At 74.8% G+C, this 12952-nt stretch carries 11 protein-coding genes; 8 read left to right on the top strand and 3 right to left on the bottom strand.

Annotated features, from left to right (window positions below; translation table 11 throughout):
- Nucleotides 1-161: 161 nt before the first annotated feature.
- From mdlC to AB4039_RS20065, 6 genes are all read left to right on the top strand, one after another.
- On the top strand, nt 162-1772 hold the full coding sequence (gene mdlC, locus AB4039_RS20090; protein ID WP_266845803.1) for a benzoylformate decarboxylase: 1611 nt from the start codon (nt 162-164) through the stop codon (nt 1770-1772).
- 55 nt (nt 1773-1827) lie between these two features.
- Nucleotides 1828-3240, top strand: a complete 1413-nt coding sequence (locus AB4039_RS20085; RefSeq protein WP_442271393.1) for an FAD-binding oxidoreductase — start codon at nt 1828-1830, stop codon at nt 3238-3240.
- On the top strand, nt 3237-4658 hold the full coding sequence (locus tag AB4039_RS20080; RefSeq protein WP_442271392.1) for a cytochrome P450: 1422 nt from the start codon (nt 3237-3239) through the stop codon (nt 4656-4658). The genes AB4039_RS20085 and AB4039_RS20080 overlap by 4 nt, the downstream gene beginning before the upstream one ends.
- 63 nt (nt 4659-4721) lie before the next feature.
- Nucleotides 4722-6089 carry a hypothetical protein gene (locus AB4039_RS20075; RefSeq protein ID WP_442271391.1) on the top strand — a complete coding sequence of 456 codons (1368 nt, stop codon included), beginning with the start codon at nt 4722-4724 and terminating at the stop codon, nt 6087-6089.
- 8 nt (nt 6090-6097) lie between these two features.
- Nucleotides 6098-8038 carry a peroxidase family protein gene (locus tag AB4039_RS20070; RefSeq protein ID WP_442271390.1) on the top strand — a complete coding sequence of 647 codons (1941 nt, stop codon included), beginning with the start codon at nt 6098-6100 and terminating at the stop codon, nt 8036-8038.
- Nucleotides 8035-8259: a hypothetical protein gene (locus AB4039_RS20065; RefSeq protein WP_266845808.1), complete on the top strand. Its 225-nt coding sequence runs from the start codon at nt 8035-8037 to the stop codon at nt 8257-8259. Before AB4039_RS20070 ends, AB4039_RS20065 begins: the two co-directional genes overlap by 4 nt.
- A 16-nt stretch (nt 8260-8275) precedes the next feature.
- Here the strand turns inward: AB4039_RS20065 and AB4039_RS20060 are convergent, their stop codons facing one another.
- Nucleotides 8276-8632: a hypothetical protein gene (locus AB4039_RS20060; RefSeq protein ID WP_266845809.1), complete on the bottom strand. Its 357-nt coding sequence runs from the start codon at nt 8630-8632 to the stop codon at nt 8276-8278.
- Nucleotides 8633-8822: 190 nt separating this feature from the next.
- Between AB4039_RS20060 and AB4039_RS20055 the strand changes: the two genes are divergently transcribed.
- Entirely contained in the window at nt 8823-9275 is a 453-nt protein-coding gene (locus AB4039_RS20055) for a universal stress protein (RefSeq protein WP_266845810.1), read from the top strand.
- A 60-nt stretch (nt 9276-9335) separates the two neighbouring features.
- Here AB4039_RS20055 and AB4039_RS20050 read toward each other — a convergent pair whose 3' ends face one another.
- Nucleotides 9336-10256: a serine/threonine dehydratase gene (locus tag AB4039_RS20050; RefSeq protein ID WP_442271389.1), complete on the bottom strand. Its 921-nt coding sequence runs from the start codon at nt 10254-10256 to the stop codon at nt 9336-9338.
- Nucleotides 10257-10270: 14 nt separating this feature from the next.
- On the bottom strand, nt 10271-10912 hold the full coding sequence (locus AB4039_RS20045; RefSeq protein ID WP_266845812.1) for a TetR/AcrR family transcriptional regulator: 642 nt from the start codon (nt 10910-10912) through the stop codon (nt 10271-10273).
- Between the two features lie 193 nt (nt 10913-11105).
- Between AB4039_RS20045 and AB4039_RS20040 the strand changes: the two genes are divergently transcribed.
- Nucleotides 11106-12788 carry an alpha-galactosidase gene (locus tag AB4039_RS20040; protein ID WP_266845813.1) on the top strand — a complete coding sequence of 561 codons (1683 nt, stop codon included), beginning with the start codon at nt 11106-11108 and terminating at the stop codon, nt 12786-12788.
- Nucleotides 12789-12952 lie beyond the last annotated feature (164 nt).

Raw genomic sequence — 12952 nt, 5'->3', positions numbered from 1 at the left:
TCCCGGGAGACGGCCGGCCGGGGCGGGCCGTAACACGCGGAGCGGGTGGCCGGCAGGGGGTTCTCCACGGCCGACCCGAACGGATCATGGGTTTTGCCTTGATCAACGCAATGTGATGCATTGATCACCCACTGCTTCCGTCTGCTCCGCTAAGGAACCCCATGCGTACGGTCCGCGAGTCGGTCCTGGACGTCCTGCGCACACGCGGGATGACCACGGTGTTCGGGAACCCGGGCTCCACCGAACTGCCCATGCTCAAGCACTTCCCCGACGACTTCCGCTACGTACTGGGCCTGCAGGAGGCCGTCGTCGTGGGCATGGCCGACGGCTTCGCCCTGGCCTCCGGCACCACCGCCCTGGTCAACCTGCACACCGGCCCGGGTACGGGCAACGCCATGGGCGCGATCCTCAACGCCCGCGCGAACCGGACCCCGATGGTGGTCACCGCCGGCCAGCAGGTCCGCGCGATGCTCACCATGGAGGCCCTGCTGGCCAATCCGCAGTCCACCCTCCTGCCCCAGCCCGCCGTCAAGTGGGCGTACGAGCCGCCGCGCCCGGCCGACGTGGCGCCGGCCCTCGCCCGCGCGGCCCAGATCGCCGAAACGCCGCCGCAGGGACCGGTGTTCGTCTCCCTGCCGATGGACGACTTCGACGTGGTGATCGACGAGGCCGACGACCGGGCCGCGCAGCGGACCGCCGCCCGTACCGTCACCCATGCGTCCGTGCCGTCCGCCGAGGCGGTACGGGCGCTGGCCGCCCGCCTGGCGGGTGCCCGCAGCGCCGTCCTGGTCGTCGGCAACGACGTGGACGCGGGCGGGGCCTGGGACGCGGTCGTGGCCCTGGCCGACCGCACCGGGCTGCCCGTGTGGTCGGCGCCCACCGAGGGCCGGTGCGCGTTCCCCAAGTCCCATCCCCGCTACCGGGGGACGCTGCCGCCGGCCATCGCGCCGCTCGCGCGCTGTCTGGAGGGCCACGACCTGGTCCTCGTCATCGGCGCCCCGGTGTTCTGCTACTACCCGTACGTCCCCGGCGCCTACCTGCCCGAGGGCGCCGAGCTGGTCCAGCTCACCCGCGACGCGGAGGAGGCGGCCCGCGCCCCCGTCGGGGACGCCCTGGTCGCCGACCTGGCGCTGACCGTACGGGCGCTGCTGGCGGAGCTGCCGGAGCGGCGGGCCCCGGAGGCCGCGCCGCGCATCGAGCGGGCCGTCTCCTACGCGGAGACGGACGGGGTGCTGACCCCGCTCGCCGCGATGTCGGCGATCGCCCAGGGCGCCCCCGAGAACACCCTCTGGATCAACGAATCGCCGTCCAACCTGGGCCAGTTCCACGACGCGACCCGGATCAGCACCCCCGGTTCCTTCCTCTTCACCGCGGGCGGCGGCCTGGGCTTCGGTCTCGCCGCGGCCGTCGGAGCGCAGCTCGGCGCCCCCGACCGGCCGGTGGTCTGCGTCATCGGCGACGGTTCGACCCACTACGCCGTCCAGGCGCTGTGGACCGCCGCCGCCTACCGGATCCCGGTGACCTTCGTCGTCCTGAGCAACCAGCGCTACGCCATCCTCCAGTGGTTCGCCCAGGTCGAGCGGGCCCAGGGCGCGCCCGGCCTGGAGATCCCGGGCCTGGACATCACCTCGATCGCCACGGGCTACGGCGTACCGGCCCACCGGGCGACCGGCGCGGGCGAACTCACCAAGCTCGTACGGGAGTCGGCCCTCCAGCAGGACGGCCCGGTGCTCATCGACGTGCCCGTCGCCACCGAACTCCCCTCGATGTAGCCCCAGGCTCCGAGGCCACCCCCGCAGTCACCCCGCACCGTCCCGGAAGGCCGGCATGCCCCCCACCACCGACACGCCCCTCCTGCTGTCCGCGCTCCGCTCCGAGCTCCCCGACGAGGCCCTGCTCACCGACCCGGCGGTGCTGGCGGCGCACTCCCGGGACTCCGCGCCCTTCTCCGCGTGCGGGACCCCGGCCGTCGTCGCCGTCCCCCGGACCGCCGAGCAGGTCGCGCACGTCATGCGCACCTCCTACGCGCTCGGCGTGCCGGTCGTCCCGCAGGGCGCCCGAACGGGGCTCGCGGGCGCCGCGAACGCGGTCGACGGCTGCATCGTGCTGTCCACGGCCGCGATGGACCGGATCCTCTCCGTCGACCCGGCCAACCGGCTGGTGCGCTGCGAACCGGGGGTGACCACGCGCCGCCTGGCCGACGCCGTCGCCGAGCACGGGCTGAYGTACCCGCCGGACCCCGCCTCCTGGGAGCACTGCACCATCGGCGGGAACATCGCCACCGGCGCGGGCGGCATCTGCTGCGTCAAGTACGGGGTCACCGCCGACTACGTCCTCGGCCTGGACCTCGTCCTCCCCGACGGCCGCCGGCTGCGCACGGGCCGGGACACCGTCAAGGGCGTCGCCGGCTACGACCTCACCCGGCTGGTCGTCGGCTCCGAGGGCACCCTGGCCGTGGTCGTCGGGGCCACCCTCGCCCTGCGGCCCGCCCGGCCGCCGGCCCTCTCCCTCCTCGCGCAGTTCCCCTCCCTCAAGGCGGCCGGCGAGGCCGTCGCCGCGATCACCGCCGCCGGGCACACCCCGTCCGCGCTGGAACTCCTCGACCGGGCCACCACGGAGGCCGTCGTGAACCTCGGCCGCCACCGGCTGCTGCACACCGGGAGCGCCGCCACACTGATCGTGGAGAGCGACGGCGTCGACCCCTCGTCGGACCTGACCGCCATGGAGCTGCTCTGCAAGGAGGCCGGGGCCGACCACATCGCCACCGCCGCGACCGCCGAGGAGGCCCGGGAGATCATCGAGGCGCGCCGGCTGGTCAGTCCGGCGCTCGCCGCGTACATGGCCTCCCGGGGCGGCGGGCTGACCGCGTTCATCGAGGACGTGGCGGTGCCGCGGTCCGCGCTGCCGGAGCTGGTCGGGCAGATCGAGCGGATCGCCTCGCACCACCGGCTGCAGATCTTCACCCTCGGGCACGCCGGGGACGGGAACCTGCACCCCACCGTGGTCTTCGACGAGTCCGACGCGGACGAGTCGGCCCGCGCCCGGTCGGCGTACGACGACATCATGGAGGCCGGTCTGGCCCTGGGTGGCACGACCACCGGGGAACACGGCGTCGGCACCCTGAAGCGGGACTGGCTGGAGCGCGAACTGGGCCCCGTGTCGCTGGAGTTGCAGCGGGGCCTCAAGCGGCTCTTCGACCCGCGGAACCTCCTCAACCCCGGAAAGGTGGTCACGGCATGACCCAGTCCGCCGAGACCGGGACCGGAGCCGCCGGGCGCCGCCCCTCCGAAGCCCCCGGGGCCGCCGGGACCGGGGCCGCCGGGACCGGGTCCGCCGCGCGCCCGGCGCCCGCCCCGCTGCCCCCCGTCCGGGCGGGGCTGGCGGAGACCGTCCGCTTCGTCGCCACGCACACCCTGCCGGTGTTCGTCCGGGGCGTCGCCAACCCCCGGTTCGGGGTGATGTCCCTGTACTCCCGCGTCAACCAGCCCGCCTGGTCCAACGCGACGCTGCGCGCCATGCGGGCCCGGCACCGCGGGGCGCCCGTCATGGTGCGGGCACTGTCCGGCGAGATGCTGGTGCTGCTGGACCAGGCCGACGTCCGGCGGTTCTTCGAGGAGCCGGTGTCCACGCTCGCCATGGACGCGAAGGACAAGTACGACAGCCTCTCGGTGTTCGAGCCGACCGGCGTGATCTGCTCGCACGGCCCGGTGCGCGAGGACCGGCGGCGGGTCAACGACCGGGCGCTCGCCGCCGACCGGCCGGTGCACCCCTCCTGCGAGGAGTTCCGTACGGTCGTCGAGGAGGAGTGCCGGCGGCTGACCGCGCGGAGCGTCGTCGGGTTCCCGCTGTTCCGGAAGGCCATGACCCGCATCTCCCGGCGGGTGGTCCTCGGCGACCAGGCCGCCGGGGACCAGGAGCTGTCCGACCGGCTCGTGACCCTGCGCGGGCACGCCAACTGGATGGGCCGCAGGCGCCCGGAGGCGGCGAAGGCGCTCTACGCCGAGGTCGAGGACCGGATCGCCCGGTACGCGGCCGCCGCGCCCGCCCACACCCTGGCGGCCCGCGCGCTGAGCGAGCCCTCCCCGGACGGCACGGACCCGCTCGGGCAGACCCATCACTGGCTGCTCGGCGTGGACCTCGCCGCGCCGGTGGTGCTGCGCACCCTGTTCCTGCTGGCGCACCACCCCGCGGAGCAGGAGGCGGCGCACGCCGACGCGGCGGCCGGCACGGCGGGGCTGCCGCGGCTGCGGGCCTGCCTGGAGGAGTCGGTCCGGCTGTACCCGATCGTCCCGGACCTGGTACGGGTCACCCGTACCGAGACCGAGTGGCGCGGGGTGCGCTACCCGGCCGGGACCAACGTCCTCGTCCCGATGGGCTTCCACCAGCGCGACCCCGAACAGGTCGACGGCGGCAACCTCTTCGCGCCCGGCCGCTGGCTGGTGCCGGACGTGCACGGGGACACCCGGGTGGCCCCGTTCAGCCACGGCGGGGCCCGCTGCCCGGGCGAGCACATCGCCCTGCTGCTGACCTCCCTGGTCTGTGCCGAGGTGCTGCGCGGCCACCGCATCACCGCGGCCCGCCCGGCCCTCGACGTGGCGCGCCCGCTGCCGGGGATCCTCGACACGGCCGCCCTCCGCCTGCGCCTCACCCGCCGCTGAACCGACCCGTGAGCCAGGGCCCGGACGCCCCGGAGGCGCACCGGGCCCCAGAGAGGGAGTGTCATGCCCCCAGCCGTCCCGTCCGTCACCGAACCGGACGTCGCCTCGCTGCACGCGGTCTGCGCCGAGCTGGCCGAGGCCGCCGACGCGGTACGGGAGGCCGCCCGCTACGCCTCCCGCGTCGCCCTGTCCCCGCGTCCGGCGCCCGCCACGGCCGGCCCCCGCCGCCGCCGGCGCGGCAACCGGCGGGAGCTGCTGTCCGCGCTGACGGACTCCCGGGGCTTCGGCTGGGCCCCGCACGGCCGTCACCCGCTGGCCGGGGCGCTCTGGCTGGCCGGCGTACTGACCAGCAGGGAGAGCCTGGCGGTGAGTCTGGCCGTCGAGGGGCTCAAGGCCCGGATCCGGGCGGCGTCGGTGCGCCACCCGGAACTGCTGGAGAACCCGACCACCTCCAGGGTGCTGCGCGCCATCGACGAGGACCGGCAGGCCGAGGCGGTACGGGTGTTCAAGGGACTGCTGACGGAGAAGGGTGCCGAGTACGCGCTGGCGCTGCTGGCGCCGTCCTTCGCCGACATCATGGCCTGGAACGCACTGACCGACGAGAACCCCTTCAACGACAACGCGGGCTGGCAGATCGCCACGGGCCGCCCCCTGACCTCGGACTGCTTCCTGGGGATCAGCGCGGCGCTCTGGTCGGTGCTGGACCGGGGCGCGGGCCGGGCCGAACCGCACACCGCGTCGGCCGAACTGCTGGAGGACCTCGACACCTCCGGCTCCATCGTGGGCTACGTCCGCAACATCGGGCGCATCGGCACCGGCGGCCTGCTGCTGGTGCAGCAGGTGGCCGGGCCGGACGGCGTGGCCCGCCACGTCGTGCAACTGGCCGGGATGGGCAAGGCGTTCAACGCGCAGGGCCCACAGGACCTGGTGGGCGCCATCGACGCGGTCGGCGCCCGCGAGACCCCGTACACCCGGGCGGTCGTCAAGGCGCTGCGCCGGCTGGTCCCCTCCGGCACGGAGGTGGCCCTGGTGGGCCACAGCCAGGGCGGGATCACCGCCATGAACCTGGCGTCGAGCCGGGACTTCAACGCGCTGTACACGGTCACGCACGTGATCGCGATCGGTTCGCCCGTCGACCACAAGCGGGCCGCCGACCCGCGGACGCGGGTGGTGTCCCTGGTCAACGAGCACGACATCGTGCCCAGCCTGGAGGGGCGTTCGGCGGTCTCCCCGTACGCGCCGCCCGCCGGCTTCACCGAGTTCACCTGGGCCGACGACACCCACGCCTTCCCGCTGTGCCACGCGGCCGAGCGGTACGCGCACAACCTCGAACACGACGTCCCGCACGCGCGGGCGCACGTCGACTCCGAACTCGCCCCGTTCCGCGGCCGGGTCACCGGCACGCACTTCTTCACCCTCCACGACCGCTGAGGACCCCGATGACCGAGACCACCCCCCGGACCGCCGAGCCGACCGCTCCCCCGACGCCCCCGGGGGCGCGGGGGCGGGACGGGAACACGGACGACGGGCCGCCACCGCCGGAGAGGCCGCACCCGACGCCCCCCTCCCCGGAGCCGTACGGGCCGCCCGGGGTTCTGGAACGGCTGGAGTCGGCCGCGTTCTCCCTGGTCAACCGCAGCTACGAGTGGTACGAACTGCCCGCCCCGCTCGGTTTGTTGAACCTGGCGGTGCTCCGCGAGGACCTGCGCCGGCACAACCTGCACGACACCTTCGGCGCGGGCGGCGAACGCGACCGGCGCCCCACCGCGCAGCCGGCGCCGTACCGCTCGTACGACGGCTCGGGCTACGACCCGTACGACGTGGACATGGGCCGGGTCGGCACCCGGCTGGACCGCAACGCGCCGCTGCACATGGCCTTCCCCGACGGGGAGGACCTGATGGCGCCCAGCCCCCGCGAGGTCAGCCGGCAGCTGCTGGCCCGGCGGGGTTTCGTCCCGGCGCCCACGCTGAACCTGCTGGCCGCGGCGTGGATCCAGTTCCAGAACCACGGCTGGGCCAACCACGGCGACAACGAGGAGGCGGAGCCGTTCACCGTCCCGCTCGCCGCGGACGACGACTGGGAGGAGCAGGCCGGCGGCTGCCCGATGCGGGTGAACCGCACCCGTCCCGACCCGGTCTCCCACACCACGCCCGGCGCCCCGCCGACGTACGAGAACACGGTCACCCACTGGTGGGACGGTTCGCAGATCTACGGCTCGGACGAGGCCCGCTGCCRCTCGCTGCGCACCGGGGAGCACGGGCACCTGATCCTCGACGGCGGCCGGCTCCCGGCCGATCCGCGGCCGGGCATGGGCTGCCTGGACGCCACGGGCATGAACAGCGACTACTGGGCCGGGCTCTCGCTGCTGCACACGCTCTTCGCGAAGGAGCACAACTCCATCTGCGACCTGGTCCGTTCGCACCACCCCACCTGGGACGACGAGCGGCTCTTCCACACGGCCCGGCTGGTCAACACGGCCCTCATGGCGAAGATCCACACGGTCGAGTGGACCCCGGGGATCCTCGACACCCCGGTGCTCCGGCAGTCGATGAACGCCAACTGGCACGGCCTGCTGCCGCGTTGGGTGACGCGCCGGTTCGGCCGGATCGGCGGCGAGGCCCTGAGCGGCATCCTCGGTTCCCGGACCGACCACCACGCCGCGCCCTTCTCCATGACGGAGGAGTTCGTCTCGGCGTACCGGCTGCACCCCCTGATCCCCGACGAGATCACCGTCCGCGACCACCGGCGGGGCGGGACGCGGAAGGTCATCGGATTCGACGACATGCAGGGGGCCATGACCCGGGACTCGGTCGACGCGTACGGGACGAGCGACCTGCTCTACACCTTCGGCGTCACGCACCCCGGCGCCCTGGTCCTGCACAACCACCCGGACGCGCTGCGCAACCTCAAGCGCCTGTCGGGCGAGCACGTCGACCTCGGGACCGTGGACATCCTGCGCGACCGCGAGCGCGGCATCCCCCGTTACAACGCCTACCGGCAGATGCTGCGCAAGCGGCCCGTCACCTCCTTCGAGGAGCTCACCGGCGGCCACCCGGGCGACACCCCGCTGCTGCGGGAGCTCTACGACGGCCGGCTCGACCGGGTCGACACCCTCGTCGGGAACCTCGCCGAACCCCGCCCGGCGGGCTTCGGGTTCAGCGACACCCTCTTCCGGATCTTCATCCTGATGGCCAGCCGGCGCCTGAAGAGCGACCGCTTCTTCACCACCGACTACCGGCCGGAGGTGTACACGCCGGAGGGGCTGCGCTGGATCGACCGCAACTCGATGGTCACGGTGCTGCTGCGGCACCACCCCGAGCTGGCGCCCGCGCTGGCCGGGGTGACGAACGCCTTCGCGCCCTGGAAGGAGCAGGCGTGAGCGGGCGGCCCGACCCGGCGGAGGGGCTGCGCGCCCACGCCGCCACGCTGCGCGAACGCGCCCGGCGGCTGCGCGGCGCCTGCGAGCACCTCGACTGGAAGGGCGCGCAGGCGGACGCCTTCCGGGCCCGCGTGGACGAGCTGGCCCTGCGCTGCGACACGGCCGCCGCGGGGCTGGCCCGCTCCGCCTCCCGGCTGGACGGCCGGCCGGGAGGCGGGTGACGCCCCGGCAAAGGGGCTACTTCATGCGGTACTCGGCCTTGTCCGCGAGCTTTCCGTCCTTGAAGCAGAAGCGCAGCACGTCGTCGCCGCTGTCGCTGGTGGAGAGGTACCAGGAGCAGGTGCTGCCCGCGGGCTCGGCCGGACCGCCCTCCTTGAGGGCGGCCTTGACGAAGGTCTCGCCGGAGGGCAGCCTGCCGCGGACCTCGCCCTCCGGGTCGCCGACCTTGGCCTCCGCGTAGACCTTCGGGTCGACCAGGGTCTTGTCGGCCACGTCCAGGACCTTGGAGACGCCGAAGAGCAGCGCGACGGCGAGCCCGATCCCCACCACCAGCGCCACGCCGCAGCCGATCAGACATCCCTTGCGCTGAGCCATCGCCCGTTTCCTCCGTGCCGTCGCGTTCCGGCGCGTTCCCGCCGTCGTACCGACCTTCGCAGCGGGCGGGCCGTCCCCGCTGTCCCCCAAAGTCTTCGGCCGCCGCGACGATCGTCGTTCGAGGGCGGATCCCCCGGCCCGTGTATACAGGGAGGGAGGGACGATCCGGACGAACCGAGAGGAACCCACTGTGAGTGAGACCATCGAGCCCCTGATCGTCGTCGGCGTGGACGGTTCGGCCCATTCGAAGGAAGCCCTCCGCTGGGCGGTGGGCCAGGCGAGGGCCACCGGGAGCCGGGTGCACGCCGTCATGAGCTGGCAGTGGAACACCAACCCGTTCGCGGTGGGCACCGCGGAGCAGGCGGAACTGGTGTCCGCCGAGGAGGGGGCGCGGCAGCGGCTGGCGGACACCGTCGCCGAGGCGGTCGGCGCCTCGCCCGGCGTCCCGGTCTTCCGCCGGGTCGAACAGGGCCCGCCGGCCCGGGTCCTGGTGGAGGCCTCCCGGGAGGCGGAGCTGACGGTGGTCGGCACGCGCGGGTACGGCGGGATCAAGGGCGCCCTGCTGGGCTCGGTGAGCCAGCAGGTCGTCCAGTACGCCGCGAGCACGGTGGTCGTGGTCCGCGACGGGCAGGAGGCCCCGTAGGCCCGGTCGCCGGGGCGGCGCGCCGGCTGCCCGCGCCGATCGATCGGGCTCCCGTACCGGTCAGAGGTCGGCGGGGTCGGTGTTGGCACCGCACAGGACGACGGCGACGCGTTCGCCAAGCGGCCGCTCCGCGGTGCGCAGGGCCGCCAGGGCGGTGGCGGCGCCGGCCTCGACCACGATGCGGTGCTCCTCCCACAGGGCCCGGCGGGCGGCGGTGATGGCCTCGTCCGGGACCAGGACCGAGGTGGCGTTGCCGGCGCGGGCGGCGGCCAGCGCGTCGGCGGAGACCCGGGTGGCGCCGAGGGAGTCGGCGGCCACGGAGGCCACGGGGACGTCGACGGGGCGGCCCGCCTCCAGGGCGGCGTTCAGGGCGCGGCAGTGCTCCGGTTCGGCCGCGACCACCCGTACGCCGTGGGCGCGGGCGGCGGTGGCGACGCCCGCGAACAGACCGCCGCCGCCGACCGCGACGACGACGGTGTCCAGGCCGGGCAGGGCGGTCCGGATCTCCTCCAGCAGGGTGCCGGCGCCGGCGGCCACCAGGGGATGGTCGTAGGCGTGGCTGCTCAGGGCTCCGCTGTCGGCGGCGAACTCCCGGCAGGCGGCCAGCGCTTCGGCGTAGCGGTCCCCGACGAGCCGTACGTCGGCGCCGTAGCCGCGCAGGCGTTCCACCTTGACGCGCGGCGCGTTGACGGGGAGGAAGACGGTGGCGGGGACGCCGTGCGCGCGGGCCGCCCAGGCGCAGGCGAGGCCCGCGTTGCCGCCGGAGGCGATGGTGACCCCGGCGACGGGCAGGGCGCCGGCCTCACGGTGGGCCGCGAGGAAGTTGTGGGCACCGCGGGCCTTGAAGGAGCCGGTGTGCTGGAGGTGCTCCAGGGCGTACCAGACCCCTTCGGTGGCGGGCACGACGGCGGCGGGGCGGATCGTCCCCGCCACCCGGCGGGCGGCGGCGCGGACGGCGGCGTGGTCGAGCTGCTGTTCCATGGTCGGACTGCCTTTCAGACGGCGGGCCGGGCGGCCTCGATGAGCTGGCGCAGGGCGCCGTAGTACACCTCGTGGTCGGTCAGCGGGGGCAGTACGTCGGCCAGCCCGCCGGCCAGCACCGGGAACTCGGCCGGATCCAGCGCGGCGAGCGCGGCGCGGGAGGCGGCGGTGACGGCGCCCGGGTCCCGGTGGTCGACGAAGGCGGCGCTGCCCAGGGTGAGCAGGTACATGCGGCGGTAGACGGTCATGGCCTCGGCGGCGCTCATCCCGGCGGCGACGCTGTCGGCGAGGGCGGGTTCGACGAGGCGGGCCAGCAGCTGACGGCCGAGCCAGGGCCGGCCGCCGCGCAGCACGAGCAGTCCGGGGTGGGCGGTGAGCAGCCGGTAGAGCGCGCCGAACCGCCGCTCGGTGGCCTCGGCCCAGTCCGTGCCGGCGGGGATCTCGGGGAGCTGGGCGGCGAGGTGTTCGGTGCACAGGTCGAGCAGACCGGCGAGGTCGACGCAGCGGCGCTGGACGGTGGCGTGGGAGACGCCGAGCCGGTCGGCGAGGGCACGGAAGCTGAGGGCCCCGGGGCCTTCCTCGTCGAGGACGCGCAGGGCGGTGAGGGCGATGGCCTCCGGTGTCGCCCGGTCCAGGGCGGTGGATCTCCTCGGCATGAGATACAGCGTATCAGCCAGTGGCACATACGCCGTATCAGCGTGCTGGCGGGCCCCGGCCGCGCTCCCGACTGCACCCATATTGCTGGTCATTGACGTGGAACCATCGACTTATGTTGACAGCGGGTAGTCGCACCGCTGCACTGGGCGCACGAACGCCCCCGCCGGTACGCCACCACGTCAAGGAGACCCCGTGCCGCCTCGCCTGCGCGCCTCGCTCCCCTGCCTGACCGCGGCCGCCCTGCTGGCCCTCGCGCTCTGCCCCGCCCCGGCGGCGGCCGAGCCGACGGCGACCTGGGACACCCCGCTCGCCCTCACCCCGCCCATGGGGTGGAACAACTGGGCGCACTACATGTGCGACGTCGACGAGGCCACGGTGGTCGCCAACGCGGACGCGCTGGTCTCCAGCGGGCTCGCCGCCAAGGGTTACGACACGGTGACCGTCGACGACTGCTGGATGGACAAGAGCCGCGACGCGCAGGGGAACCTGGTCGCCGACACCGCGAAGTTCCCGCACGGCATGGCCTGGCTCGGCGCGTACCTGCACGGCAAGGGGCTGAAGTTCGGCATCTACGAGGACGCCGGATCCCTCACCTGCGAGCGCTACCCCGGCAGCGGCGCCCCCGAGGGCGGCGGCGCGGACCACTACGCCCGCGACGCCCTGCGGTTCGCGTCCTGGAACGTGGACTACGTGAAGATGGACGGCTGCAACCTGTGGGTGCCGCCCGGCAGGACCAAGGAGGAGGCCTACCGCGACGCCTACAACTCCGTAGCCCGCGCGCTGCGCGACAGCGGCCGCCCGATGGTGCTCTCGGCCTCCGCGCCCGCCTACTTCCAGCAGGGCGAATGGGGCGGCTCCGACTGGCACAAGGTGCTCGACTGGGTCGGCGAGACCGGCCAGCTGTGGCGCGAGGGCCGCGACATCAAGGTCTACAAGCCCTCCGCCCCCGACACCTCGCGGTGGAGCTCCGTACTCGGCAACTACGGCTACAACCGGTGGCTCGGCCGGTACGCGGGCCCCGGCAACTGGAACGACCCCGACTTCCTGATCGCCGGCGCCCCGGGGCTGACCGACGCGGAGAGCCGCAGCCAGGTCGGGCTGTGGGCGATGATGGCGGCCCCCTTCATCCTGTCCTCCCGGGTCTCCGAACTGACCCCGGGCGGCCTGGCGGCCCTCGGCAACACCCGCCTGATCGCCCTCGACCAGGACCCGATGGGCCGGCAGGGCTCGGTCGTCTCCTCGAACGCCACCTTCGACGTCCTGGTCCGGCCGCTGGCGAACGGCGACCGCGCGGTGGCCGTGCTCAACCGCTCCGGCGCCACCCGGGACGTCTCGGTACCGCTGGCCGACATCGGGCTGCGGACCTGCACGGTGGACGCCGAGGACCTGTGGAGCGGGCGGACCACCGCGGTCTCCGACGCGCTGACCGGGCGGCTCGCCGCACACGACACGGCGGTCTGGCGGCTCACCCCGCACGGCTGCGCCGAGGCCGTGCCCACCGGTCAGCTCAACGGCCTCGGGGCCGCGTGCGCCGACGGGGCCAACACCAGCGGCGTCGGCGCCGTCGTACTGGCCGGCTGCACCGCCGGAAGCGACCAGCGCTGGACCCTGGGTGGCGGCGGACGGGTGCGGCTGGACGGGAAGTGCCTGGCGGCGGGCGGGAACGCGGTCGTGGAGCTGACCGACTGCGCCCCCGGGCGCCAGGCGGGACAGAGCTGGCACCACCGGCGCGACGGGGCCCTGGTCGAGGAGACGAGCGGCCAGTGCCTGACCGCCCCGGCCGCGCCCGCGACCCCGGACGCCCCGGCCGAGCGGCTGCGGCTGGCCCCCTGCGGTGACCACCGGGCCGACCAGGCCTGGTCGCTGCCGGTCTGACGGGGCCCCGATGACGAAGCCGCCGCCCCGGGCCCGGCCCGGGGTCCGCCCGGCGCTGCCCGTGCTGGCCCTCGTACTGCTGGCCCTCGYCGGCACGGGAGCCGCACCCGGGGCGACGGTGCGCGGGGCCGCGGCGCCCAGGGCCGCCGCGCCCGGAGCGGCCG

Origin of the sequence: Streptomyces sp. M-16, from assembly GCF_052114405.1 — a bacterium.
Classification (GTDB): domain Bacteria; phylum Actinomycetota; class Actinomycetes; order Streptomycetales; family Streptomycetaceae; genus Streptomyces.
The sequence above is the reverse complement of the archived record's forward strand: the minus strand, read 5'-3'. Positions and strand labels throughout refer to the sequence as shown.

Coding starts and splice junctions, on each gene's coding strand:
- mdlC (WP_266845803.1), top strand. CDS start 162: ATGCGTACGGTCCGCGAGTCGGTCCTGGACGTCCTGCGCACACGCGGG.
- AB4039_RS20080 (WP_442271392.1), top strand. CDS start 3,237: ATGACCCAGTCCGCCGAGACCGGGACCGGAGCCGCCGGGCGCCGCCCC.
- AB4039_RS20075 (WP_442271391.1), top strand. CDS start 4,722: ATGCCCCCAGCCGTCCCGTCCGTCACCGAACCGGACGTCGCCTCGCTG.
- AB4039_RS20060 (WP_266845809.1), bottom strand. CDS start 8,632: ATGGCTCAGCGCAAGGGATGTCTGATCGGCTGCGGCGTGGCGCTGGTG.
- AB4039_RS20050 (WP_442271389.1), bottom strand. CDS start 10,256: ATGGAACAGCAGCTCGACCACGCCGCCGTCCGCGCCGCCGCCCGCCGG.
- AB4039_RS20045 (WP_266845812.1), bottom strand. CDS start 10,912: ATGCCGAGGAGATCCACCGCCCTGGACCGGGCGACACCGGAGGCCATC.